13 protein-coding genes are annotated in these 25,808 nt (G+C 74.5%); 10 read left to right on the top strand and 3 right to left on the bottom strand.

Features of this window, described 5'->3' with window-relative positions; translation table 11 throughout:
- Window positions 1–7 precede the first annotated feature (7 nt).
- The 8 genes from EJG53_RS35250 (at window position 8) to EJG53_RS35215 (ending at window position 18,259) form a co-directional block, all read left to right on the top strand.
- The gene (locus EJG53_RS35250; protein WP_125048299.1) at window positions 8–9,388 is read left to right on the top strand and encodes a type I polyketide synthase; all 9,381 of its coding nucleotides are present in this window, start codon (window positions 8–10) and stop codon (window positions 9,386–9,388) included.
- Window positions 9,333–11,798: a type I polyketide synthase gene (locus EJG53_RS35245; RefSeq protein WP_125048298.1), complete on the top strand. Its 2,466-nt coding sequence runs from the start codon at window positions 9,333–9,335 to the stop codon at window positions 11,796–11,798. The genes EJG53_RS35250 and EJG53_RS35245 overlap by 56 nt, the downstream gene beginning before the upstream one ends.
- Complete coding sequence (locus tag EJG53_RS35240; RefSeq protein WP_125048297.1) at window positions 11,795–12,592, top strand: thioesterase II family protein; 798 nt, start codon at window positions 11,795–11,797, stop codon at window positions 12,590–12,592. The genes EJG53_RS35245 and EJG53_RS35240 overlap by 4 nt, the downstream gene beginning before the upstream one ends.
- Before the next feature lies 1 nt (window position 12,593).
- Complete coding sequence (locus tag EJG53_RS35235; protein WP_125048296.1) at window positions 12,594–13,265, top strand: flavin reductase family protein; 672 nt, start codon at window positions 12,594–12,596, stop codon at window positions 13,263–13,265.
- Window positions 13,255–14,508: an AMP-binding protein gene (locus EJG53_RS35230; RefSeq protein ID WP_125048295.1), complete on the top strand. Its 1,254-nt coding sequence runs from the start codon at window positions 13,255–13,257 to the stop codon at window positions 14,506–14,508. The genes EJG53_RS35235 and EJG53_RS35230 overlap by 11 nt, the downstream gene beginning before the upstream one ends.
- A 70-nt stretch (window positions 14,509–14,578) precedes the next feature.
- Window positions 14,579–15,982: an NAD(P)/FAD-dependent oxidoreductase gene (locus EJG53_RS35225; RefSeq protein WP_125048294.1), complete on the top strand. Its 1,404-nt coding sequence runs from the start codon at window positions 14,579–14,581 to the stop codon at window positions 15,980–15,982.
- A gap of 55 nt (window positions 15,983–16,037) precedes the next feature.
- On the top strand, window positions 16,038–16,988 hold the full coding sequence (locus EJG53_RS35220) for an alpha/beta fold hydrolase (RefSeq protein ID WP_125048293.1): 951 nt from the start codon (window positions 16,038–16,040) through the stop codon (window positions 16,986–16,988).
- A gap of 71 nt (window positions 16,989–17,059) precedes the next feature.
- Window positions 17,060–18,259, top strand: a complete 1,200-nt coding sequence (locus EJG53_RS35215) for a cytochrome P450 family protein (protein ID WP_125048292.1) — start codon at window positions 17,060–17,062, stop codon at window positions 18,257–18,259.
- Between the two features lie 87 nt (window positions 18,260–18,346).
- Here the strand turns inward: EJG53_RS35215 and EJG53_RS35210 are convergent, their stop codons facing one another.
- The 3 genes from EJG53_RS35210 to EJG53_RS35200 all read right to left on the bottom strand — a co-directional run bounded on the left by EJG53_RS35210 (window position 18,347) and on the right by EJG53_RS35200 (window position 24,091).
- Window positions 18,347–20,323, bottom strand: coding sequence for an AfsR/SARP family transcriptional regulator (locus EJG53_RS35210; RefSeq protein ID WP_125048291.1), 1,977 nt, complete (start codon window positions 20,321–20,323; stop codon window positions 18,347–18,349).
- Between the two features lie 53 nt (window positions 20,324–20,376).
- Window positions 20,377–21,744: a salicylate synthase gene (locus EJG53_RS35205; RefSeq protein WP_125048290.1), complete on the bottom strand. Its 1,368-nt coding sequence runs from the start codon at window positions 21,742–21,744 to the stop codon at window positions 20,377–20,379.
- Window positions 21,745–22,561: 817 nt separating this feature from the next.
- A complete protein-coding gene (locus EJG53_RS35200) occupies window positions 22,562–24,091 on the bottom strand; it encodes a DHA2 family efflux MFS transporter permease subunit (RefSeq protein ID WP_125048289.1) in 1,530 nt (509 codons plus the stop codon).
- 135 nt (window positions 24,092–24,226) lie between these two features.
- Here EJG53_RS35200 and EJG53_RS35195 point away from each other — a divergent pair, with 135 nt between their 5' ends.
- Together EJG53_RS35195 and EJG53_RS35190 are read left to right on the top strand one after the other, a co-directional pair.
- Window positions 24,227–24,955, top strand: coding sequence for a TetR/AcrR family transcriptional regulator (locus tag EJG53_RS35195; protein WP_125048288.1), 729 nt, complete (start codon window positions 24,227–24,229; stop codon window positions 24,953–24,955).
- Window positions 24,956–25,138: 183 nt separating this feature from the next.
- Window positions 25,139–25,804: a TetR/AcrR family transcriptional regulator gene (locus EJG53_RS35190; RefSeq protein WP_031006494.1), complete on the top strand. Its 666-nt coding sequence runs from the start codon at window positions 25,139–25,141 to the stop codon at window positions 25,802–25,804.
- Window positions 25,805–25,808: the final 4 nt, after the last annotated feature.

Raw genomic sequence — 25,808 nt, 5'->3', positions numbered from 1 at the left:
CCGGTTCATGGCTCAGAACACCAGCACCAGCACATCCGGCGGGCCGGCGGAGTCCGGCAGCGGAAAGCAGACGCCCCTCACCCGCGCCCTGGGCACCATCAGGACGCTGCGCAGGCGGCTGGCGGAGCAGGAGGGCACCCAGCCGGTCGCCGTGGTCGGCATCGGGCTGCGGCTGCCCGGCGGCATCGGCACCCTCGACAGCTACTGGGAGGCGCTGGCAGCCGGGCGTGACCTCGTCGGCCCGCTGCCCGAGGAGCGCAAGGGCCCGTTCGCCGACGCCTGGAAGGGCCTGCCGCAGCGCGGCGGCTTCCTCGACGGCGACGTACTCGACTTCGACGCCGAGTTCTTCGGCATCAGTCCGCGCGAGGCCCGCCACCTCGACCCCCAGCACCGGCTGCTGCTGGAGGTGACCTGGGAGGCCCTGGAGAACGCGGGCATCCCCGCGACCTCGCTCGGCGGCACCTCGGCCGGGGTGTACCTCGGCATCATGTGGCAGGACTACCGGGAATGGCTGGAGGCGGCCCCCGACGCGTACGCCACCACGGGCAACGGCCACAACTTCGCGGCCGGCCGCATCGCCTACGCCCTCGGCCTCCAGGGCCCCGCCGTCGCGGTGGACACGGCCTGCTCCTCCTCACTGGTCGCGGTGCACCTCGCGGCACAGGCGCTGCGTCGCGGCGAGTGCGAGATCGCCTTCGCCGCGGGCGCCAACCTCATCATGTCCGCGCGGTCGATGCGCCTGGTGCACGAGACCCGTTCGCTCTCCCCCGACGGCCTGTGCAGGACCTTCGACGCCCGCGCCAACGGGTTCGTCCGCGGCGAGGGGTGCGGTGCCCTCGTCCTCAAGCGCCTGGACCACGCGCTGCGGGACGGTGACCGGGTGCACGCCGTCCTGCACGGCACGGCCGTCAACCAGGACGGCCGCTCCGGCGGGTTCACCGCCCCCAACGTGCTCTCGCAGGTCTCGCTGATCGAGACGGCACTCGAACGGTCCGGGCTGGAGCCGCGGGACATCGGGTACGTGGAGGCGCACGGCACCGGCACCTCGCTGGGCGACCCGATCGAGATGGAGGCGCTGGCCACCGCGCTGGGCCGCCGGAACGGCGGTGCTCCGCTGCCGGTGGGCGCGGTCAAGACCACCTTCGGTCACCTGGAGAGCGCCGCCGGGGTGGCGGGCCTGGTGAAGGCCGTCCTGTGCCTGCGCCACCGCCAGGTGCCGCCGCTGGTCCACTTCCGTACCCTCAATCCGCGCATCGACCTGTCGGGGACCGGGATCACGGTGCCCGAGCGGCTGCTGGACTGGCCGGAGCGGGCCGGCCGGTACGCGGCCGTCAGCTCGTTCGGGATGAGCGGCACCAACGCCCAGGTGGTACTGGGCCCGGCGCCGGAGCCGGTGGTGGCGGCGGACGCCGCCCCGGTCACCGGCTTCGGCGTCTCGGCCCGGAACACCACCGCGCTGCGCGAGCTGGCCGCCCGGTACGTCGACCACCTCGCGTCCGACGGCCGGTCCACCGGGCCGGACGCGTACGCGGCGTTCGCCCGGACGGCGACGTACGGACGGGCCGAACTGCCGGTGCGGGCCCGGATCACGGCGGCGGACGCGGATGCCGCGCGGGCCGCCTTGCGGGCGCTTGCCGCCGGGGAGCCGCATCCGGGTGTGGAAGTCGGTGAGGCCGGTGCCAGTCCCGTTGAGGCCGTTGTGCCATCCAGCGAGTGCGGTACGCCGGACGACACCGATACGGCCGTCCCCGCTCCCTCCCGCCAGGTGGTGGACCTGCCGACGTACCCCTGGCAGCGCGAGCGGTACGCGCCGGAGCAGGTGCCCGTGGTGGCTGCTGACGCCCCGGCCGCCGACGGCCGGGAGGAGTCCGGGCTGCCCGTGCGGCACGAGGTCGTCTGGGAGACGGCCGGGCCGGTGGATGCCGTGGATTCACGCCACGGTGCCGGGGTCGTGGTGGCGGGCGACGACGAAGAGCTGCGGAGCCTGCTGGTGGCCGAGGCCGCCGTACGCGGCATGCGGGGTATGGTCCTCGCTCCGGCGCCGGTGGCCGTTCCGGAGGGCTGGACCTGGGCGCGGCTGCCCGACGATGCCGAGGGGTGGGACGGGTTCTGGGCCACGGCGGAGGTGGGCCCGGCGCCCCTCTCCCTGCTCCTGGCGCCGGCCGCTCCCGCCGTGCCGAGGACCCTTGCCGAGGCCACCGACGCTCCCGATCCCGTCGCCGCCACGGCGCGCCTGTGCGCAGGGGTGACCGGTGCGGTCGCCGCGCTCGCGCGGGCGGGCGGAGGGCACCGCGCCTACGTCCTGACCCGAGGCGCGCTGCGTGTCGAAGAGGCGGACCGGACGGCGCTGACCGGCCACGGCCCGCTGCACGGCCTCGCACCGGTCCTCGGGCTGGAGCTGGGCACCGCGTGGGGCGGTGTCGTAGATCTCCCCGCCGGTCCCGCGCCGCAGGACGCCCGGGCGGTACTGGACTTCGCCGTGGCGCAGACCCGTTCGGCCGCGCTCGGCGGTGCTGTCGCCGAGGACACGGCGGCGGTACGCGCGGGTACGGTGCGCGTGGCCCGACTGCGCACCGTTTCCGGCCCGCGGACCCAGCTTCCGGTCCGCGGCGACGCCACCTATCTCGTCACCGGTGGACTCGGTGCCGTAGGGCGGGAGTTGACCACCGAGCTGGCCGACCGCGGCGCACGTCACCTACTGCTCGTCGGCAGGCGGGCGGAGGCCGAACTCCCGGCGGACGCTGTCTCGTTGCTTGCCACGTTGCGCGGCGACGGTGTCGAGGTCGTCTACCGGGGCGGCGGCTGCGACACGCCCGAGGCGCTGGCCGCGATCGATGCGGCCCTCACCGTACTGCCGCCGCTGGCGGGCATCGTCCACGCCGCCGGAACGCTCCACAAGAGCCCGGCCGCTGGACTGACGGCCGAGGACTTCGCCGCCGCGCTGAGCGCGAAGGCCGGAGCCGCCTGGTGGCTGCATCTCGCCTTCGCAGGGCGGCCGTTGGACTTCTTCGTCCTGGTCTCGTCGGTGTCCGCGCTGTGGGGCACCGAGCACTGCGCCGCATACTCCGCGGCCAACGGCGCCCTCGACGCTCTCGCGGCCCACCGCGCCGGGCTCGGCCTGCCCGCGGTGAGTCTGGCGTACGGCCCCTGGGCGCTGGCCGGGGCGGGAATGGCCGACACCGCCTCGCTGGAACGATTCGCCCGCATGGGCGTCGGAGCACTCACGTCCGCGGCCGGCCGTGCCGCGCTGACCGGTGCGGCGACGGGCTCGCCCGCCGCACACGTCGTGGCGTGCCCGCTCGACCTGCCCCGGCTGGCCGGCGTGCTGTCGGGGCTGCGGCCGCGCGGGCTGTTCGCCGGGGCGTCGTCGGCGACGGGCGACACGGCTCAGGGGGCCGAGGGCGACTCGGCACGGGAGGCCGCTCCCGAGAGCGAGCCCTCCGTCGTGGCCGAGCTGGCGGCGCTGCCGCCCAAGGCCCTGCCGGACGCCGTACGCTCCCACGTGCTGCGCCTGCTCGCCGCCCAGTTGGGCCACGCCGACCCCGGCGCGCTCCGCCTCGACGTCGGCTTCCTGGACCTGGGGCTGGACTCGATCATGGCCGTGGACCTGGCCGTCCGGCTCTCCGCCGCCTTCGGCACCCAGGTGCTGGCGGCGGACGTCTTCGACCACCCGACGGCGGCCGAACTCTCCGCACTCCTCCTGGAACGTATCCGGGGGGAACGGCCCGCCGGTCCGGAGATCCCGCATCCCGTACCTTCGGGCACGAGACCGGCCCTCACCACCCCGACCCCGGCCACGGTCCCCGCCATCCCGACCCCGACCACCCCTGACACCACCCCCCACCCCATCGCCATCGTCGGCATGGCGGGCCGCTTCCCGCAGGCCGACTCGGTGGAGGAGCTGTGGGACCTGCTGCGTGAGGGCCGCGACGGCGTCGGTACGGTCCCCGAGGGCCGCTGGGACCGTACCGTCTTCCATACGGACACAGGTGACGAGGCCGATGCGGTCGGCAGCGCCCGGATCACCACGGATCAAGGCGGCTTCCTGCGGGACGTCGACCGGTTCGACGCCTCCTTCTTCGACATCCCGGCCCGCGAGGCGGAACACCTCGACCCCCAGCAGCGGCTGCTGCTGGAGTCGGTCTGGCACGCGCTGGAGGACGCCCGGATCGATCCCCGGGGCCTCAAGGGCTCCCGAACCGGCGTCTTCGTCGGCATCAGTTACGCCGACTACGCCCGTCTGCTGGCGCGCGGCGGGCCCGAGCGGGTCGACGCGTACTACAGCACGGGCACCGCGCTGAACGCGGCCGCCGGGCGCATCGCGTTCACGCTGGGGCTGCGCGGCCCGGCGATGGCGGTGGACACCGCCTGCTCGTCCTCCCTGGTGGCGCTGCACCTGGCGGTCCGCTCGCTGCGCGCGGGCGAGTCCGACGCCGTGCTCGCCGGAGGCGTCAACCTCCTGCTCGACCCGGTCTCGTCGGTGGCGGTCAGCCGCGCCCACATGCTGTCGCCGGACGGCCGCTGCCGCACCTTCGCCGCGGGCGCGAACGGGTTCGTCCGCTCGGAGGGCTGCGGGATGCTGGTCCTGAAACGGCTGGCAGACGCCCGCCGGGACGGGGACCGCGTCCTGGCGCTGATCCGGGGCACCGCCGTCAACCAGGACGGCATGTCCTCGGGGCTGACCGCGCCCAACGGCCGCGCCCAGGAGGAGATGCTCACCGCCGCCCTGGCCGACGCGGGTGTCGCCGGAGCGCACGTGTCCTACCTGGAGGCGCACGGCACCGGCACCGCGTTGGGCGACCCCATCGAACTGCGCGCCGCCTGGCGGGTCCTGGGGCCGGGGCGCCGCCCCGGAGAGCCGCTGCACGTGGGGTCGGTCAAGTCCAACGTCGGACACTGCGAGTCGGCGGCGGGCGTCGTCGGGGTCGTCAAGACGGTGCAGGCGCTGCGGCACGGCGTGCTGCCGGCCAACCTCCACTTCGACACGCCGAACCCGCAGGTGCCGTGGGCCGACATGAACGTACGGGTGGTGGACGCCCCGCTGGCCTGGCGGGCCGGCGACGGGCCCCGGATCGCCGGGATCTCCGGCTTCGGCTTCACCGGGACCAACGCCCACGTCATCCTGTCCGAGGCGCCCGTGGACGACCGGCCCACCCGGGACGTACCCGAGGACGGCCGTCCCGAGCCGCTGCTGGTGCCGCTGTCCGCGCCGGACGCGGCCGGGCTGGAACGCCTCGCCGACTCCTGGGAACGGTGGCTCACCCAGGCACCGCAGCAGGGCGATCCAGCTACCGCGGCGGCCACCGCAGGCGTCGGCCGCGCCCACTTCCCGTACCGCCGGGCGCTGTTCGGACGCGACCGCGAGCAGTTGCTGACCGCGCTGCGCGGCGAACGTCCCCCGGCACGGCCGGTGCGCGCGCCCCGGATCGCCTTCCTCTTCTCCGGCCAGGGCAGCCAGTACTACGGCATGGGCCGTGAGCTGTACGAGACGGAGCCGGTCTTCCGGGACGTCTTCGACGCCTGCGACCGGGACCTGGCCCCGGTGCTCGGCGCCTCGCTGGCGGACCTGACGCTGTACGGCGCGGACCGTGCGGCGATCGGCGAGACCCGGGTGACCCAGCCCGCCCTGGTGACCCTCGGGCTCGCGCTCACCGCCCTGTGGGAGTCCTGGGGCGTGACACCGGCGGTGGTCATGGGCCACAGCGTCGGCGAGATCACCGCGGCCGTGTGCGCCGGGGTGATGGACCGGGCGACCGGGCTGGAACTGATCGCCCACCGCGCCGGGCTGATGCAGGACACCGAGCGTGGCGCCATGCTCGCCGTGGCCGCGCCCGAGGAGCGGGTACGGGAGTGGACCGAGGGCCGGGACCTGGACGTCGCCGCGGTCAACGGCCCGGAGGCGGCCGTGGTGTCGGGTCCGCCCGAGCCGGTCTCGGCGCTCGCCGCCGAGCTGAAGGCGCAGGGGGTGCGGGTACGCGCGCTGACGGTGTCGCACGCGTTCCATTCCCGGCTGCTGGACCCGGCGCTCCCCGTGCTCGAAGAGCGGGTGCGCGCGCTGCGGTTCGGCCCGGCGCAGTTGCCGATCGTGTCGAACGTGACGGGCCGGCTCGCCGAGGCGGACACGTACGGCGCGGAGTACTGGTGCCGGCACGCCCGCAGCGCGGTGCGCTTCCACGACGGCGTACGGGAGGTGGCCCGGCTCGGCGTGGACCTCTGCCTGGAGATCGGGCCGGACCGTACCCTGGTCAACCTGGTCCGGGCGGGCGGTCTGCTGCCGGACGACCGGCTCACGTCGTCGCTGCGGCGCGGCGCGGCCGACCGCGCGTCCCTCCTGACCGCCGCCAAGGTCCTGTACGAGCACGGCCAGGATCTGGCCTGGGACCGGGTGTACCCGCGCGCCACCCGGCCGCGTGGTGACGCGCCCCGCTACCCCTTCGCCCGGGCCCGCCACTGGACACCGCTCGCTGCAGCCCCGGCGGGGCCCGCACAGGCGCCCGCGTCCGTACCGGCGCCAGGGGCCCCCGCCTGGGGCACCGAGCTGCGCTCCCCCGCCCTGCGGGGCCGGGTGTTCAGCACCGAGCGCAGCACGGTGTACCCGCCGCATCTGACCGATCACCGCCTCTTCGGCACGGTCTCGGTGCCCGGCGCTTCCCAGACGGCCACTGTCCTGTCCGCGCTGGGCGCCGGAGGTGTCCCTGTCGCGCTGGAGGATCTGCACTTCCCGCGCGCGCTGGTGCTGCACGACGGTGAGCGCTACGAGCTTCAGATCATCGAGGCCCAGGAGTCGCACGGGACGCGCACGGTGAGCGTCCAGAGCCTGGTCGACCCCGAACAGGGGCGCTGGCAGGAGCATCTGGCGGCGAGGGTCGTACCGGGAATTCAGGGCGGGCGACGGCCGGCACCCGACCGCGACACGTTCACCGCAGCCGCCGAACGGCGGCTGACCGGCGCCGAGTTCTACTCTCACCTGCGCTCCCTCGGCTACCACCTGGGCCCGTCCTTCCGCTGGATCGCGGAAGCCTGGCTGCGCGGCGACGAGGCCCTGGTCCGGTTCGCCGAACCGGCGGAGATGAACGAGGACCCCGCCGGTTACGAGATCCACCCCGGGCTGCTGGACTCCTGCCTGCAGAGCACGGTGGTCTTCGCCGTCGGCGGGGACGCGGCGGAGGCCGCGGAGCTGTCCATCCCGTTCGCCGCCGCCCGGCTGGAATTCCCCGGACGGCCCGGGAGGGCGGCGGAGTTGTGGGGGCACGTACGCGCGGTACGGCGGCGGCGTACCGGTGACTTCCAGCAGGTGGAGTCCGCCGACCTGCACCTGTTCGACGCGGCCGGCTCGACCGTACTGGCCGTGGACGGATTCCGCTTCCGCTCCGCGCCGCGCGCCCTGCTGGAGCGCTCCCTGCGTCAGGGGGTGCGACACGCGTACGAACTCACCTGGGCGGCGGAGGAAGCCGTTCCGGAGGAGGCCGCGGCCGGGCTCACGGTGGGGGTGCTCGGCGCCGAGGAGGACGCCGGGAGCGCACTGTGCGCCGCGCTCACCGGACTGGGGCACCACGTGGTGGCGGTGACCGGGCAGGAACCCGCCGGGCCCGACACCGACCTCCTGGTCGACGCCCGCTTCTGCGCCCCGCCGGACCCGGACGGCGGCTCCGGCGGGTCGCTCGCGGACGCGGCCCTGGCGGCGTCCTGGCGGCTGGCCGCGTCGCTGCGGTCCGCGCCCACCCAGGTCCCGTACGTCGTGCTCGGCACGGAAACGCCGGACGGCACACCGGACGTGGACGCCGCTCCGATGCGCGACGCGCTGTTCGGGCTGGTCGCCTCGCTCGCGGCCGAGCAGCCCGGCCGTCCGCTGCTGCGGATCACCCTCGCCGACGGCTGGACCGGCCCGGAACTGGCCCGCGTCCTCACCCGTGCGACGGTCTCCGGAACGTCCGGCGCCGTACTGCGGGTCGGCGCGGGCACCGTGCACCTCGCCCGGCTCACGCCCTGCCACGCCGACGACGGTGCCACCGGGCCCGAGGGCACGGCGGACGGCGCGGCGCTGATCACCGGCGGGCTCGGCGCGCTCGGCCTGAGCTGCGCCGTCTTCCTGGCCCGTCGCGGGGTGCGGGTGATCACGCTGATGGGCCGGTCAGCGCCGGACACCGCAGCACAGGCCGTCATCGACGAGCTGACCGCCGGCGGCACCCTCGTCGAGGTGGTCAGCGGCGATGTCACCGACCCCGGCGCCTGCCGCGCGGCGGTGGCGGCCGCGTCCCGGCACCTCCCCCTGCGTACCGTGCTGCACCTCGCGGGAACCAACGACGACCATGCCTTCGAACGGCAGACCCCCGCTTCCTTCGAGGCGGTGTTCGCGGCGAAGGCGCGGGGCGCGGTGACGCTGGCCCGGGCGCTGCGCGACCACCGACTGGACGCCTTCCTGCTCGGCTCGTCGGCGTCGGCCGTGCTGGGCTCGGCAGGTCAGGCCAACTACGCGGCGGCCAACGGTTTTCTCGCCGGACTGGCCGAGTGGTTGCGCGCCCGGGGAGTGCCCGCGACGAGCGTCGACTGGGGCCCGTGGGCACCGCGCGCCAAGGGCGGTCTCGCCGCCACCGAAGCGACCGCTCGGGCCATCGACCGGCTGGGTATTCGCCCGCTGTCCGAGGCGGAGGCCGGGGAACTGCTCGGTCTGGCCCTCGGCGGGCGGCGCTCGCGGCTCGTCGCGGTCGCGGTCGCCCCGGACGCCGGTGCCGCCGCGCCTGCGGGCCACCCCATGGCGGCCCTGCTCGCCGCACCGGCCCGACAGCGTACGGCGGCGGAGGAGAAGCAGGGCGGCCGGCGGCGGGGGTGGCTGCGGGAAGCACTCGACGGCCTGGCCGCCGGGGAACGGGAGACGCATCTGCTGCGCACGCTGCGGTCGATGACCGGTGAGGTGCTCGGTGACGCCACTCAGGTGGACGACGACTCCGGCTTCGGCGACATGGGGGTCGACTCGATCATGGCCATCGACCTCAGGGGGCGGCTGGCGGCGGCCCTGGACCACGAGCTGCCCGCCACGGTCGCCTTCGACCATCCCAGCATCGCCCGGCTCGCCGCCCACGTCCTGGGTGTGCTCCACCCGGAGCCCGCGAACACCCCGGCCCCGGCCCCGGCCCCGGCCCCGGCCCCGCGACCGCAGACGCAGCCACACCCGCAGCCCGCTCCCCCGAGCCCGCCGACGCACTGGAGGAGCTGTCGTTCGACGAGCTCCTGGCCGCGGTCCAGGCGGACGTCGCGGACGTGGACGAGGACATCACCGGCATCCGGACGGACCTGCCGGCAGACGCAGCAGCAGAGAAATGAGGCCGGACGCCATGGACCCCGCACAGATCCGCGCACTGATGGCGGACCAGCTCACACTCTCCCGTAAGCTGCGCGCCCGCATCAGCGAGCTGGAGGAGGAGCGGCACGCGCCCGTCGCCGTGGTCGGCATGGGCCTACGGCTGCCTTCCGGCAGGGCCGACGGTGACCTCGACTCGCCCTCGGCGTACTGGGACTTCCTGAACTCCGAGGGCACGGCCCTGTCCGGGCTGCCCGAGGAACGCCCGGGGCTGCGCGCCGTGTACGACCCGACGCCGGGCAGGCCGGGCCGCTCGTACGTCGACCGGGCCGGATTCCTGTCGGACATCGCCGGCTTCGACGCCGAGTTCTTCGGCATCTCCACCCGCGAGGCGCGGCTGCTGGACCCGCAGCAGCGCCTGCTGCTGGAGACGTCCTGGGAGGCGCTGGAGCGCGCGGGCATCGCGGTGCGCCGCTCCGACCGTCTGAACGTCGGCGTGTACCTCGGCATGATGGCGTCCGAGTACACCGAGCGCATGGAGGACCGCGCGGACACCACGCGCATCGATCCCTACTACACGACGGGTGGCGGACTGTGCTTCGGCGCCGGCCGGATCGCGTTCGTGATGGGCTTCTCCGGGCCCGTCGTCAGCATGGACACCGCCTGTTCCTCCTCCCTGTCCGCCCTGCACCTGGCGGTGCGCGGGCTGCGCGCCGGTGAGTGCAGGTACGCCCTGGCGTGCGGCTCCAACCTGCTGCTGTCGGCCAACTTGATGGTGTCGCTGTGCCAGACGCGGGCCCTGTCCCCCGAAGGCCGCTCCAAGTCGTTCCTCGCCTCGGCCGACGGTTACGGGCGCGGCGAGGGCGTGGGCGCGATCGCCCTCATGCGGCTGGACGACGCGCTGCGCGAGCGGCGGCCGGTGCTGGCGGTGATCCGCGGTACGGCCGTCAACCACGACGGTGCCGCGTCCGCGCTGACGGCGCCCAACGGCAGCGCGCAGCAGGAGGTGATCCGGGCCGCGCTGGACGACGCGAGGATCGACCCGGGGGAACTGGGCTGGGTCGAGGCGCACGGCACCGGCACCGTGCTGGGCGATCCGATTGAGATCGGGGCGCTGACCGGTGTCCTGGGCGAGGCGGTGCGCGCACGGGGGGTCCCGCTCGGGCTGGGCAGCGTCAAGTCCCGGCTGGGCCACCTGGAGGCCGCCTCGGGGATCGCCGCGGTCATCAAGACCGTCCTCATGCTGCACCACGGGGAGATCCCGGCCGCGCGCGACGCGTCCGACGGCGAGCTGAACCCCCACATCCCGTGGCAGGAGCTGCCGTCGCGGGTTCCGTCACGAAAAGCTCCGTGGCCTGCGGAGCTGCCCCGCAGGGTGGCGGGGGTCAACTCGTTCGGCATGAGCGGCACCAACGTGCACGTGGTGATCGAGGCGCACGACCACCGGGCGGCCGACGGGTCCGGTCCCGCCGTACCGCCGGTCGGCGGGGCCGAGCTGTTGACCGTGTCGGCCCGGGACGAGCAGGCCCTGGCCGTACTCGCCGAGCGCGTACGGGACCGCCTGCGGCACACACCGGAGGCGGAACTGCCCTCGCTGTGCCACACGCTGCGCAGTGGACGCGTCGCCTTCGCCCGGCGCCTGGCGGTGGTCGGCACGAGCGCGGCCGAACTCGCCGAGGCGCTCGAACGGGCGGAGCGCGCCGTCCCGGAGCCGGGCGGGGCGGGCGACGCGGTCCGCTCGGTCACGGTACGGGTCGCGGACGACGCCAAGGGCCTGGACCAGGCGCTCGCCGCGCTCACCGCCGCCTTCCCACAACTGGCCGACGGCGCGGAGCAGGCGCCGGAAGACCCCGCGGCCCTGCTGTGCGGGCTGCTCGCCCGGCTCGGGCTGCGCGGTTCCCCGGCGGCCGGCGCGCCTGCGGCGGGAGCCCTGGCCTCGGTGCACTGGGGCGACGACGTGTCGTACCCGCTGCTCGTCTCCGGCGCGGCCGAGGTGCCCGCCCGGTTCCTCCAGGCACTGGCCGCCCTCTTCACCGCAGGCGCCGACCTGCGCTTCGACGCCCTGTGCGGGCCGTCGGCACGGCTGCTCGGCGATCTCCCCACCTATCCCTTCCAGCACCGGCGGTACTGGGTGGACGAACCGCTGACGGGCGTGCGCGGCGAGGCCGCGGCGGGCGGCTCCGCCGTCCCCCGCGACGACCTGCCGGAACCGCACGACCGGGCGGCCGTCCACGCCTACCTCCAGACGCTGCTCACCGACGTCCTCCAGTCCCCGGACCCCTCGGACGCCGGGACGTCCTTCCTGGACGCGGGCGGGGACTCCTTCACGGCCACGGTGTTCATCACCCAGGTCGAGGAGAACTACCGGGTGAGCCTGTCGCCCGCCGACCTGCCGCTCGACCTGCCGCTCGACGAACTGTGCGCCCGGCTCGCCGACGACATCGCCGCGTCCGCCGACGCCACCGCCACGGCCGGGCCGGTGGAGGTGGTCGGCGCATGACCCCCTTCGTGCGGCCCCGGCGGCCGGCCGACCCCGCCGTACGGCTGGCGGTGTTCCACCACGCCGGGGGTTCGGCCGCCGCGTACCACCCGCTCGGCCGGAAACTCCCGGTGGACTGGGACGTCCTGCTCGCCGACCTCCCGGAGCGGGCGACCGGCGAGGCCGCGCCCCTGCCGTGGGATCTGCCCGGCGCCGTCAAGGAACTGGCGGAAGACCTGCTGCCGTGGGCCGACGGCACACCGCTCGCGCTGTTCGGCCACAGCCTGGGCGCGGTGGTGGCCTTCGAGACCGCCCACGCCCTGCGGGAGCGGGGCGTCCCGGTCGCCTGGCTCGGTGTCTCGGGACGCGTCGCGCCGGGCGGCCGGGTGCCGGTGCCCTGGCTCGACCCGCGCGGCACGGACGAGGAACTGAGCCGCGCCCTGGCCCGGGTGGGCGGCCTGCCGGCGCGGCTGGACGCGTATCCCGCCGTCCGCCGCCGGTTCCTGCGGCTCATCCGCAACGACCTGTGGGCACTGGACGGCTACCGCGCCGACGCCTCCCGGGGGCCGCTGACCGCGCCCCTGACCGCCTTCGGCGGGGCGGCCGATCCGCTCGCTCCCCCGGCGGCCCTCGCCGCCTGGGCGCGGCAGACCACCGGCCGGTCCGGACAGCGCACGCTGACCGGCGGTCACTTCGGACTGTTCGCGGACGGGTTCGAGGAGTTCGCCGCCCTGCTGGTCGACGAGGTGCGCACGCACGTACCGGCACCGCCGTCCGCCGTCCCGGCAACCGCCGTCACTTACGAGAGGGCATGACATGACGACCGAACCGGCCGGCCTCACGGGCGACGACGGCCCGCCCGCCGACCTGCGCACCCTCATGGCGGCCTTCCCCACCGGGGTCTCCATCATCACCACGTCGGCCCGCGACGGCGCCCACTGGGGCATGACCTGCACCTCGCTGTGCAGCGTCTCGCTCGACCCGCCGGTGCTGCTGGTCTGCCTGCGCTGCGGCAGCCCCACGCTGGAGGCGGTGAGCGACAGCGGCCAGTTCGCCGTGAACCTGCTGCACGCGCAGGCCCGGCCGACGGCCGAACTGTTCGCCTCCGGCGCCCCGGACCGGTTCGAACGGGTGGTCTGGCGCGCCCCGGCCGGCGCGGCCGGGCCCCATCTGACGTACGCGTCGCACACCATCGCCGACTGCTCCGTGCTCAGCACCCAGGTGGTCGGCGACCACACCGTGGTGCTCGGCAAGGTCGACGTGGTCACCCCGATCCGGCTCCAGCGGCCGCTGCTGTACGGGCTGCGCGCCTACGCCTCCTGGCCGGAGCCCGCCCCGGTGCCGTCCCCGGTGCCGTCCCGGACGGCGTCCCCGGTGGCGTCCCGGACGGCGTCCCCGGTGGCGTCCTCGGTGCCGTCAAGAATTTCGCCAGAGCGTCCGGCGAAGCTGAGCTCGGCCCCGACCCCGAGGAAGCACAGTGACCGCTGATCAGATGGTGGCCGAACGCGGCCTTGCGACAACCGTCCGGCCGTTGCCGGGCACCACGGTGCCCCGGACCGCCGGCCGGACGACCCTGGACGGCGCTTTCGCCGTGACCGCGCTGCGCCGGCCCGGCGCGGTCGCCGTGCAGGACGCGCACGGCCCGCTCACCTACGGCCGGGCCGACGCACAGGCGGGCCTGCTCGGCTCCCTGCTGGTGCGCGGCGGCGTACAGCTCGGCGACCCGGTGATCGTGCACTGCGACGACCACCGGCAGTCCCTGGTGGCGCAGCTCGCGGTGCTCAAGGCGGGCGGCGTGTGCGTGCCCGTGCCGCCCGGCACGGACGAGCACCGGCTCACGGCGGTGGCCGCGCTCACCGGCGCGTCGGCCGTCGTGTGCAGCGCCGCCACCCGGGACCGGTGGCGTTACCGGCCGGTCCTGGTCCTCGACGACCCGCGGACCCTGCGGCTGACGGCGGCCCGCCGTCTGGAGCGGGCCCTGCCCCGCTCCGCGCCCCACGAGGCCGCCCATCTCCTGGTGTCCGGCACCGGCCGTTCCGTCACCGGCCAACTGGCGGACCACGTCGCCTGGCAACTGGCCCTCACCGGGCGGAGCCGCGCGGCCGGGGTGCCGGTGCGCCAGGTGTCCGTGAGCGGGCCGCCGGGCACACCGCACGCGCTGTCCGCCCTGTGGTGGGCGGTCGCCTGCGGCGGCACGCTGTACGCGCTGCCCGCTCCCGGGGCTACGGTGCCCGTCTCCGCCCGGACGAGCGTCGTGGTGTCGAGCCCCGAGGAGTACGCCGAGCTGACGGCGGGTCTGCCCATACGGCCCCGGCTCGTGCAACTCCTCGGCGGCGCCGTGCCCAGTGGGCTGGCCGCCCGGCACTTCGCGGCGCTGCCCGCGACGCCGTTGCGGGCGGAGTTCGCCCCGGGCGGCGGGGCCTTCCCCTGGACCGTACGGGACATCACGTCCTCGGAAGACGCCCTGGACGAGCGGGTGATCGGACGTCCGGCGCCGGACGTCCGCATCCGGGTGCTGGACGGGAACCACCGCGCACTGCCCGCCCGGCGCGCGGGTGAACTGTGCGCCAAGGGACCGGCGCTGCCCTTCGACACGATCCACCGGCCCGGCCGGGCGGCATCACCCACGGGCCACCCGGGGCTGCCGGGCCATCCGGCGCTGCTGCGGTCCGGGACACCGGTCCTGCGGCGCGCGGACGGCCGGCTGGAGCTGGCCGGTCCGGCCCGCTGACCCGCGCCACCCAGACCCTTCGCGCACCACGAACCGCAAGCCACGCACCACCCCCAGAGAGGAGACCGGTATGCCGACACGGCCCGGCCGGGGTTCAGACACAGTCGGTCAGCACGGCCTCGTCCTCGGCGGCGGGTTCGCCGGCATGCTGACGGCGCAGGTGCTGGCCCAGTACATGGACTCCGTGACCGTCGTGGAGCGCGACGTCCCGCCCGACGGTCCCGAACCCCGCAAGGGGCTGCCCCAGGCGCGCCAGTCGCACCTGCTGATGGGTGCCGGTGCCCGTACGGTCGAAGAGCTGCTGCCGGGCACTCTGGCGGCCTGGGCCGAGGCGGGTGCCCATCTGCTGAGCGCGCCCGGCGACGTGGCCTTCCTGACCAAGTTCGGCTGGCTGCCCCGGGTGTGGCACGAGGAGTTCGTGGTGTCCTGCGGGCGCGACCTGCTCGACTGGGTGGTACGCCGCGAGGTCCTGCGGAACCCGCGGGTCCGCCTGCTGCCGCACACCGAGGTGGAGGGCCTGCTCGGCGACGCGGAGCGGGTGACGGGCGCCCGGGTGCGCGAGCGCGGTACGGGCCGGTCCACGTCGGTCGGGGCGAGCCTCGTGGTGGCGGCCACCGGCCGCTCCTCGCACGTCGAGACCTGGCTGGCGGGCATCGGACTGCCGGCGGTCCCCGACGAGGTGATCGACGCGGGCACCGCCTACGCCACCCGGCTGTTCCGCCCGTCGCCCGAGCGGCATCGCCGTACGCCGGGCATCGTCATGATCGCCAACGTCACCGGGGACGCCACCGGCGGCGTGCTGCTGCCCCTGGAGGACGGCCGGTGGTCGGCGACGGTGATCGGCATGCGCGGCTCCGAACCCCCGGCGGACGACGACGCGTTCCTCGACTTCACCAAGCGGCTGCCCCACCCGGCCCTGGCCGAGCTGCTGGCCGACGCGGCTCCGCTGGGACCTAGCCGGGGCTTCCGCCGCCTGGTCAACCGGCGGCTGCGCTTCGACCGCCTCCCCCGGCACCCGGAAGGGTTCGTGGCGCTGGGCGACGCCGCCTGCGTCCTGAACCCCTCGCACGCGCACGGCATGACGGTGGCGGCGTTCGGCGTGGCGGCGCTGCGGGACCTGCTGCGCCAGTACGGCAACATCCCCGGCGTCGCCGGGCGCGTCCAGCGCGCGGTCACCCGGGCCGCCGAGACGGCCTGGCAGCTCTCCGTCGGCGACGACCTGCGCCACCCCTCCGTGATCGGCCCCCGCCTCTCGGCGGCGGCCCGGGCACAGAACGCGTACGCCGACCGCGTGACGCGCGCCGCCACCACCGACCCGGCCGTGGCGCGCTCGCTGGTCGACGTCATCGCCCTGGCCCGGCCGGCGACATCGCTGGCCGCACCCCGGGTGCTGGTCCCGGCGCTGCTCGGGCGGAGCCGCCGGACCACGGGGCACCCCGGCCCCGCCGACCCGCTGGCCCCTCGGGACGCCTGAACGCCCGCCTACGGACACGCCCCGACGCCACACCCCACCCCTGGAAGGGAGCGACATGCCCCAGCACCGCACGGTCGAAGTCAACGGTCTCCGGCTGCATCTGGCCGAGGAGGGAGAAGGCCCCCTCGTCCTGCTGCTGCACGGCTTTCCGGAGTTCTGGTACGCCTGGCGCCACCAACTGAGCCCCCTGGCCGAGGCCGGGTTCCGGGTCGTCGCGCCCGACCAGCGCGGTTACGGCGACAGTGACCGCCCGGCCGCTCCGGAGGCGTACTCCATCCTGCACCTGGCCGGCGATGTGGTCGGGCTGGTCAAGGCGCTGGGCGAGGAACGGGCGGTCGTGGTCGGGCACGACTGGGGAGCCCTGGTCGCCTGGCAGAGCGCGCTGCTGCGGCCGGACGTGGTACGCGCGGTGGCCGGGCTGAGCATCCTGCCGATGCCCCGCGGCCCGGTGCCCCCGCTGCTCAGTACGCGGGAGAAGACCGGCGGCCGGTTCTACTGGAACTACTTCGAGGAACCCGGCGTCGCGGAGGCCGAGTTCGGCAAGGACCTGGACCGCACGTTCCGGCGCCTGCTCTACGGTGCCTCCGGCGACCGCCCGCAGCCCCCGGCGCCGCCCCTGGTACCGCCGGGCGGCGGTTTCCTGGACCTCGCGGCCGACCCCGACCCGCTGCCCGGCTGGCTGACCGAGGAGGACATCGCCGCGTACGTGACCGCGTTCGGCCGCTCCGGCTTCACCGGGGGCCTCAACTGGTACCGCAACCTCGACCGCAACTGGGAACTCACCGCCGCGTGGGAGGGCGCCCGTATCGAGGTACCGGCCCTGTACGTGGTGGGCGACCGCGACCGGGCCTTCCCCGGCGACGACGGGATCGTGCCCGCGCTGTCCGGCACGGCCCCGCACCACCGCGACCCGGTGGTCGTCCGGGGCGCGGGCCACTGGCTCCAGCAGGAGCGTCCCGACGCCGTCAACGCCGCGCTGCTCGACTTCCTCCGCTCCCTCGCCTGACCGCGGACGTCCCTGCCGCCTGAACCTCAGGCCCCCGCCGCCCGGCCTCCGGCCCCTACCGAGGAGACACCTTGGCCACCGAAGCCCCTCTCGACCTCGCCGCGCTCGGCGACGACTTCGCCCGGGACCCCTACCCGACCTACGAACGGCTGCGGGCCCAGGGCCCGGTGCACCGGGTGTGGATGCCCGAGGGCGCCGAGGTGTGGCTCGTCGTGGGCCACGCCGAGGCCCGTGCCGCGCTCACCGACCCCCGGCTGTCCAAGCAGTGGAAGAACGCCGCGGCGGACTTCCCGATCAGCAGTCCCTCGGGCAGCCACATGATGAACTCCGACCCGCCGCAGCACACCCGGCTGCGCAAGCTGGTGGCGCGGGAGTTCACCCCGCGGCGCATCGAGGCGCTGCGCCCCCGCGTGCAGGAGATCACGGACGAGCTGCTGGACAAGATGCTCGCCGCGCCGGACGGCCGGGCCGACCTGGTGGACGCGTTCTCGTTCCCGCTGCCCATCTCGGTGATCTGCGAACTGATGGGCGTGCCGTTCCTGGACCAGGCGGAGGTACGCCGCTGGGCCGACGCGGCGATCTCCGCACCGGACCCGGCGGTACGGCGCGCGGCGGCCGCCGACGCCGCGAAGTTCATCGCCGCCCTGGTCGCGGAGAAGCGCAGCCGTCCCGGCGAGGACCTGCTGAGCGCCCTCATCCGCACCGTCGACGAGGAGGGCGACCGCCTCTCGCTGGACGAGCTGATGGGTACCGTCTTCCTGGTGATCGTGGCGGGGCACGAGACCACCACCAACCTCATCGGCAACGGGGTCTGCGCCCTGCTGGAGCACCCGGACCAACTGGCGGACCTGCGCGCCGACTTCTCGCTGCTGGACGGCGCGGTGGAGGAGATGCTGCGCTACGACGGGGCGGTCGAGAGCGCGACGTTCCGGTTCGCCGTCGAGCCCATGGAGATGGGCGGCCGCCGCATCGAACGCGGCGAGGCGGTGATGGTGGACCTCAACGCCGCCAACCGGGACGGGGCGCGCTTCACCGACCCGGACCGCTTCGACATCCGCCGCCCCACCGCCGGCCACGTCGCCTTCGGCCACGGTGTCCACCACTGCCTGGGCGCGCCGCTGGCCCGGATGGAGGCCCGGATCGCGATCCGCAGCCTCCTGGAGCGCTGTCCGCGGCTGGCGCTGGACGCGGACCCGCACCAGGTGCCGTGGCGGCACGGCATCCTGGTCCGGGGGCCGCACCACCTGCCGGTCCGCTTCGGCGCCGCCTGACGCGCCGGCGGCCCGGACCGGTCGCGGCCCGGACCGGGCACGGCCGGTGCCGCGGGGAGGGCTCCCCGCGGCACCGCCGGCCCCCGGTCACGCGGGCGCGGCGCCGGCCCAGGCGGTGTCACGGCCGGCGGCCGGCTCCGTCAGCGGCCCGGACACCCACTGCTCCGCCTCCAGCACCCGGGTCAGGGCCGCCTCGCGCAACGGCTGCGACTCCCGCTCGGCGCACTCCGCCGCGAAGATCCGGATCAGGTCGTGGAACCGGTACGTCTGCCGGTGCACCTCCTCCAGCAAGTGGCTGTCGACCAGCAGGTCGAGCAGCCGGCGGGCGGTGTCCCGGCCGGTGCCGGCGAGCGCCGCGGCGCAGCCGACCGTGATCGTGCCGCCCCGGTAGAGGCCCAGGTAGCGGAACATCCGCGCCGCCTCGGCGGGCAGCGCCAGGTACGACGTCTCGAAGACGGTGCGCACGCTGGCTGCGGCGTCGTCCTCCACGGCGAGTCGGTCGAGCCGGCCGCGCTCGGCGCCGTACTGCTCGGCCAGCGAGGCCGGTGACACGTCCGGGCTCGCGGCCAGTTGTTCGGCGGCGATGCGCAGGGCCAGCGGTAACCCGCCGCACAGCCGTACGAGCCGCCGGGCGACCGGGTCGTGGCCGTGCAGCCGGCCGCCGCTGAGGTCGGCCAGCAGCCGTACCGAATCCGCTTCGTCCAGTGCCCGGAGCCGGACCAGGTGCGCGCCGTCGCGTACCGCCAGGCCGGTCAGCCGTTGCCGGCTCGTCGCCAGCAGGCAGGACGGGCCGCGGGGGATGAGCGGGCGCAACTGGTCGGCGTTGAGGACGTCGTCGAGCACCACCAGCATGCGCCGGCCGTGCAGCAGGCTGCGGTACAGGGAGGCCCGCCCGGCCAGGTCGGCGGGGAGGTGGCTGCTGTCGACGCCGAGGCCGTGCAGCAACTGCCCCAGGGCGTCCGCGGCGCTCAGCGGCCGGGCGCGGAGGCTGGTGCCGCACAGGTCGACGTAGAGCTGGCCGTCGGGGAAACGGTCCAGCAGCCGGTGGGCCAGGCGCAGCACGAACGCCGTCTTGCCGACACCGGCCGCCCCGTCCGCGACGACGACGGGGGTGGTGGCGCCCTGCTGGTCGCACGTCTCGTCCAGCAGGTGCTCCATCCGGGCCAGTTCCGTGGTGCGGCCGACGAACCCCCGGGCCAGCGCGGGCAACTGGTTGGGCCGGGGAGGCGCCGTCACGGCCGTCTCGGCGTCGGCGGACGGCGCTTCGGGGGCCGGACGGCCCTCGGCGGGTGCCGTCCGCCCGGTGAGGATCTGCTGGTGCAGGCTGCGCAGCTCGGGGCTGGGCTCGATGCCCAGCTCCCGGTTGAGCAGCCGCCGGGTCTCGGTGTACACCGACAGCGCGTGGGCCTGCCGGTCGCTGCGGTAGAGGGCGAGCATCAGCAGCCAGCGCAGCCGTTCGCGCAGCGGTTCCTCGGCCACGGCGGCGGACAGCTCGGCGACCGCCTCCGCGTACCGTCCGCCGGCCAGCATGCCCGCGGCCCACTCCTCGACGGCCGTGAGCCGGAGGTCGTGCAGCCGGGTGCGTTCCATGGCGGCGAACGGTCCGGGGACTCCGGAGTAGGCGGCGCCGCGCCACCGTGCCAGGGCGTCCGCGTACAGCGTCAGGGCCTTCGCCGTGTCGCCTTCGGCGGCCGCCCGGCGGGCGGCGGTGTGACACCGGGTGAAGAGGGTGGCGTCCACGTCCTCGGCGGCCACACTCAGGCAGTAGCCGCCGGCGGCCGAGGTCAGGACCGAGCTGGTGCCCCGCCTGCCCCGTCCCGGGTCGAGGACGCGGCGCAGACCGGCCACGTAGGTGTGCACGCCGTTGGCGGCGCTCTGCGGGGTGTCGGTCCCCCAGACGGCGTCGATGATGTGCTCCACACACACGACTTCGCCCGCGCGGCTGGCCAGCAGGCCCAGCACGGCGCGTTGCTTGGGCGGTCCGGTGTGCAGCTCCCTGCCGTGCCGCCAGGCCCTTATAGGCCCCAGGAGCTGGATGCGCAGGGTCTCCCCCGTACTGGACATGGGTCAGTCGCCTCCTGAAGTTGCGTCTTGCCTGTCTCTGCCGCCAAGGCCGTTCAGCAGTGCGACCGACCGTCCGCCGCGGCGGCCAGCCGCAGCGGCTCCGCGGGGCTCTCCGCGCGCGCCACGAGCGTGTGGGCCACGCACCGCAGCTTCTCCCTGGTCTCCTCCAGTTCGCGCTCCGGCCGGGAGTGTTCGACGACCCCCGCGCCGGCCCGCAGCCAGGTCCGGCCGCCTTGTGCGTAGACGCTGCGCAGGACCAGGGCGGCGTCCATGCCGCCGTCCTGTGTCACCCTCATGACGGTGCCCGCGTACGGCCCGCGCGGCTCCGGCTCGTACTGCCGGATGGCCTCGTACGCGGGGCGCTTGGGCACTCCGGAGGCGGTGACGGCGGGGAAGACGGCGGCGAACGCGTCCCAGGGGCCGGCCCCCTCGGGCATCCGCCCCACCACCCGGGACGCCAGGTGCTGGACCGAGCCGCGTTCCTTGACCGTCATGTACTCCTCGACCACCACGGTGTCGGGCTTGCAGGGGCCGGCGAGTTCGTCCACCGCCACCTTCACCGAGATGGCGTGCTCGTGCAGTTCCTTGGGGTCGGCGAGCAGGTCCTCGCGCAGCCGGCGGTCGGTGTCGGCGTCCCCGGTCAGCGCGCGGGTGCCGGCCAGCGGCTGGCTGGAGACCCGGCCCGTGGCGTCCACCTCCACCACCGTCTCCGGGCTGAAGCCGAAGCACTGCAGGTCCCCCATGCGCAGCAGGAAGGACCGGGCCGGGGTGTTGGCCCTGCGGCCGGCCGCGTAGCTCGCGGGGAAGTCGAGTTCGGCGTCGACGGGGACGACGCGGGAGAGCACCGCCTTGTGCAGGGCGCCCGCGCGGATGTCGCTCACGACGGACGTCACGGCGCCGCGGTAGGCGCCGGCGTTCGCGTCGAGATCGACTTCGACGGTCCGCCGGGCCGGGCGGGCCGGGGCCTCGGCGCGGGCGATGACGTTCTCGACGGCGGACAGCGTGCCGCTGTGGATGCTGCGCAGCAGGGCACGGCCGCCGTCCAGCACGACTTCGGTCTCGGGCACCACCAGGTGCAGCAGGACACCACCGGCCAGGGGCATGCCCGTGACGGCGTAGGCGAGTTCGAAGGCACACCAGCCGTACGCGGCCCAGCCGGCGACCGGGAGCGCGTCCAGGAACTGCTGCACCTTGGCCAGCGGGTCGCCGTACCAGGGCTCCTCGGTCGTGCTGCCCTGCCAGGTACATCGGACGCTGTCGGCGGTGACGACGACCTCCGCGACGATGCCGCCGGCGACGCACCACCCGCCGGCGTTCTCGAAGACCACGTAGGTGCCGAACAGTCCGGACTCCGCGAGAGCCACCGCGGTGTCCAGCGGTTCGTGGCCGGTTTCCGTCACGGCGGTTCGGTAATGGATCATTTTTCTCATCCCTCTGAGGCAGGGGCGACCGCACGGGACGGCAACCCATGAGTTTCGGCCGATTTCGCTTGATCGAAAAAGCGGATGCGGGCCGAGGAGGAACGCTGCCGAGAATGCCGCGGACGGCAGCACCGAACCGCGGCCAGCAGGCGTAGAACTGCGTGATCCCACCTGCAAAAAGCGCGCACAGTAAAGGAATGACGCAGCGGCCACCTACAGGCAAATGCGCGGCACAAAGAGGGCGACGCAGGGAGACGACTCCCTGCGGTAAAGCAGCCGGAGGCTGCTGGCAATAGGCATCAGTAATCCGGAATACGCAATTCCGGTAAAGCCCTTGAGATACGGGCCATCACACGGACACCTGCCACGACCGACCGTCTGACCTGGGGTCGGGCATCCCTCGTGGTGCACGCACTGGCAACATCGCAAACCTCGGATTTGAAGATGCGCGTATCGGCCTGAATTGTCAGGCCGAGTGACCGAGGCTCAATCTACCCAGTGAATGTGACGGCAGCAATAAGTACAGGAGAAGGCTTCGAAAGAATGGCCGAGCGTAAAGCTCTCCTCACTCTCCGTTCCGGCGGATGCGCCCCGTGAAGATGTTTAGCGTTAATCAATCTGCCGAGAAACCCGGCGGCTGTTCTTGCGTACCGCCGGCATCTTCTTGCAAAGTCTTCCGGCCAACTCGACAGGCGCCCGAAAACTCATGGCGTTCCGGATGAACACGCGGTGGCGGAGGCCGCACGGGGGATTCGAACCCCCGCCACCGCGTCCATCGGCTCCGGCGCGCGGGGCGCTTGCCGGAGCCGACACCCGCTCACCCCTTCGGGGTGATCCCGCCGGCCGCGACGTCCGGGGCCGGGGCACCGGCGTCACCGGCGTCGGCCGGAGTCCCGGCACCGGGCTGCGGTGCCGCCGCGGCCGGCGCGGCAGCCGGCCGGGGGCGGCGCGGGAGCACGAAGACCGCCACCAGGACCGCCAGCACCAGGAACCCGCCCGCCAGTACGAAGCCGAGGGAGTACCCGTCGACCGCCGCCTGGTCCGGGGAGACACCGGCGGCCAGGCGGCTGTCGGTGCGCGTGGTCGCCGCGGTCACCAGCACCGCGAGGCCGAGCGCACTGCCGACCTGCCGCGAGGCGTTCAGCAGGGCCGAGGCCGTACCGGCCTCCTGCGGCGGCAGCCCGACGGTGGCGGCGGCCGTCAGCGGGACGAAGGCGATACCCACTCCGAGACCCGCCAGCAGGGACGGCACGAGCACGTCACCCAGGTAGCTGCCCGAGGCGTCGGCCATGCCGCTCCAGGCGAACCCGGCGGCGGCGATCAGACCGGCCGGGATCAACAGGGTCTTGATTCCGGCCAGTTGCCGACGCAGGACCCGGGTGGTGACCTGGATCGCGACCATCGCGGTCAGGCACAGGGGCAGGAAGGCGGCGCCCGCCTCGGCCGGGCCCAGCTTCAGGACGCGCTGGAGATACAGCGACAGGAAGTAGAACACCGCGAGCTGACCGGCCGCCAGCAGGGCCATGTACAGGTTGGCACCGGCGACGTTGCGCTTGGCCAGCAGCCCGAGCCGGATCAGCGGGTCGGTCATCGGGCCGTACTTCTCCCACAGCACGAAGGCGACGAGCAGGACGACGGCCGCCGCCAGCGTGACGATGGTGGTGGGCGACGTCCACGACAGCTCCTCGGTGCGCACCATGCCGAGGATCAGCAGGCCCACACCGCCGGTGGCGAGGATCGCGCCGAGCACGTCGAGCTTGCCCCGGCGGTTGCCGAAGGTGCCGGCCGGGACGCTGCGCAGGGCCAGCAGGACGACCGCGAGCGCCATCGGCAGGTTCACCAGCATCACCCAGCGCCAGCCGGCGTACTCGGTGAGCAGACCGCCGACCAGCACGCCGGCGCCGCCGCCGACCGCCGCGACGGCCGCGTACACGCCGAGCGCCTTGGTGCGCTCCTCGCCCTCGCGCTGGGTGAGGGTGAGGACGGCCAGCGCGGACGGCGCCATCACCGCGGCGCCCACGCCCTGGACCGCGCGGGCGGCGATCATGTGCCACGGCTCCTGGGCCAGCCCGCCCGCGAGCGAGGCGATGGCGAAGGACCAGGTTCCCCACAGCAGCACCCGCCGCTGACCGAACAGGTCCGCCGCCCGGCCCCCCAGGAGCAGGAAGCCGCCGAAGAAGAGGGCGTAGATGTTGACCACCCAGGGGAGCTGGGCGGGGTCGAACCCCAGACCGGCTCCCATGTCGGGTAACGCCACGTTCACGACCGTCATGTCGAGGGTCACCATGAACTGGGCGAGGGCGACGGCCACCAACGCCTGTCCCCTGTTCAAGGCCGTTTCGGACATCCGCCCCTCCAGAGTTTTCTTACTTGTATTCAATACGCGTAAGATAACTCTAGCCGGGACCCGCTGGGTTGTCACCCGGTACCGGCCGGAGGCGCCGTGCCCCGGCCGCGGGACACCCACGGAAGGCGGGTACTGATGCGGTCGGACGAATCGGTCGGCACGGCCCGGAAGCCGGTCACCCCGGCCCGGAAGAAGGTCGGCCGCCCCTCCCGGCTGTCCCAGCCGGCGATCGTCGAGGCGGCCCAGCGGATCGTGGACACCGAAGGCGACGGCAGCCTCTCCATGCGGCGGCTGGCGCGGGAGCTGTCCATCACGCCGATGGCGCTCTACCACCACGTACGCGACCGCGACCAGTTGCTGCGGCTGCTGCTGGAGACCAAGGCCCGGCACCAGCCACGGCCCACGCTGCCCGACGACCCCCGCGAACGGCTGACGGCCGCGGCCCAGTTGCTCTACGACGTCCTGGCCGAATGCCCGTTCCTCGGCGAGATCCTGACCTCCGAGGAGCTGATGAACGCCTCCAGCCGGTGGGTCACCGAAGCGGTGCTGGAGGCGGCGCTCGGCTGCGGCTTCAGCCTTGAGGAGGCCGCCGCCCTCTACCGCGCCGTCGCCCACTACACCGGCGGCGAACTGCTGATCCGCCTCACCAGGGAGCGGCGCCTCGCCCACCTCGACCACCCGCCCTACCGGTCGCACGCCATGGCCGCGCTCCAGCCGCAGACCCACCCCCGGCTGACCGCCCTCGCCGACCGCTGGCCCGCGCTCACCGCGCGCGACACGCACGAGGCCGGTCTCGAAGCGCTGCTCGACGGGTTCTTCCGCACCCTGGACCGGAGCGGGCCACCGTCCCCGGCGCCCTCCTGACCGGGCCCGCCGACGCCCCCGTACCGGCCAGGAAGGCGTCCAGAAACCGCCCAGACGGGTACGGGACAGTGAACGGGCCGGGCGGGACGACCGCGCGGCCGGTGCGCCGGGCGCCGTGGTGTCCCCGCGTACGCGCTGCGGAGCCCCGTTCGCGCGGACCGGGACGTGACGGAAGATGGACGGATGCAGCACCGAACCCGACGTGCCGGCAGGACCGGCCGCCCGCCCCGGCTGGCGCGCGAAGCGATCCTGTCCGCCGCCCAGCGCATTCTGGACGAGGAGGGCGCGGAGAACCTCTCCATGCGCCGTCTCGCCAAGGAGATGTCCAGCACGCCCATGGCCCTGTACCACTACGTACGGGACAAGGACGAGCTGCTGCTGCTCCTGTTGGAGGAGCACGCCGCGAAGTTCCCCCGGCCCGAGCTGCCGGCCGAGCCCCGCGCCCGGCTCCTCGCCGCCGCCCAGGTTCTGCACGACATCCTGGTGGACTGCCCGTGGATCGTCGAAGTCCTCGCCTCCGACGACCTCTTCGCCGTCTCGGCGATGTGGATCGTCGAGAGCATCCTGGACGCCGCCATCGAGAGCGGGATGACCCCCGAGGACGCCGTCTACGCCTACCGCGTCATCTGGTACTACACCGCCGGTGAACTGACCGTCCGCTTCAACCGCGAGCGCCGCCTGGCGCACCTGGACCGGCCGCCGCACCGCGACCAGATCACCGGCCTGGACCCCGGGGAGTTCCCCCTCATCACCTCGCTGGGCCCGCGATGGAACGAACTGACCGTCCGGGACACCCACCGCCGGGGCCTGGAAGCGGTCGTCGAGGGGCTGCTGGCCCAGGCCACCTGACCCG

Source organism: Streptomyces chrestomyceticus JCM 4735, from assembly GCF_003865135.1.
In the GTDB taxonomy this organism is placed as follows: domain Bacteria; phylum Actinomycetota; class Actinomycetes; order Streptomycetales; family Streptomycetaceae; genus Streptomyces; species Streptomyces chrestomyceticus.
The sequence above is the reverse complement of the archived record's forward strand: the minus strand, read 5'-3'. Positions and strand labels throughout refer to the sequence as shown.

Bases quoted from the DNA above. Each gene is read 5' to 3' on its own strand.
- EJG53_RS35250 (WP_125048299.1), top strand. From the start codon at position 8: ATGGCTCAGAACACCAGCACCAGCACATCCGGCGGGCCGGCGGAGTCC.
- EJG53_RS35245 (WP_125048298.1), top strand. From the start codon at position 9,333: ATGGACCCCGCACAGATCCGCGCACTGATGGCGGACCAGCTCACACTC.
- EJG53_RS35240 (WP_125048297.1), top strand. From the start codon at position 11,795: ATGACCCCCTTCGTGCGGCCCCGGCGGCCGGCCGACCCCGCCGTACGG.
- EJG53_RS35235 (WP_125048296.1), top strand. From the start codon at position 12,594: ATGACGACCGAACCGGCCGGCCTCACGGGCGACGACGGCCCGCCCGCC.
- EJG53_RS35225 (WP_125048294.1), top strand. From the start codon at position 14,579: ATGCCGACACGGCCCGGCCGGGGTTCAGACACAGTCGGTCAGCACGGC.
- EJG53_RS35220 (WP_125048293.1), top strand. From the start codon at position 16,038: ATGCCCCAGCACCGCACGGTCGAAGTCAACGGTCTCCGGCTGCATCTG.
- EJG53_RS35210 (WP_125048291.1), bottom strand. From the start codon at position 20,323: ATGTCCAGTACGGGGGAGACCCTGCGCATCCAGCTCCTGGGGCCTATA.
- EJG53_RS35205 (WP_125048290.1), bottom strand. From the start codon at position 21,744: ATGATCCATTACCGAACCGCCGTGACGGAAACCGGCCACGAACCGCTG.
- EJG53_RS35200 (WP_125048289.1), bottom strand. From the start codon at position 24,091: ATGTCCGAAACGGCCTTGAACAGGGGACAGGCGTTGGTGGCCGTCGCC.
- EJG53_RS35195 (WP_125048288.1), top strand. From the start codon at position 24,227: ATGCGGTCGGACGAATCGGTCGGCACGGCCCGGAAGCCGGTCACCCCG.
- EJG53_RS35190 (WP_031006494.1), top strand. From the start codon at position 25,139: ATGCAGCACCGAACCCGACGTGCCGGCAGGACCGGCCGCCCGCCCCGG.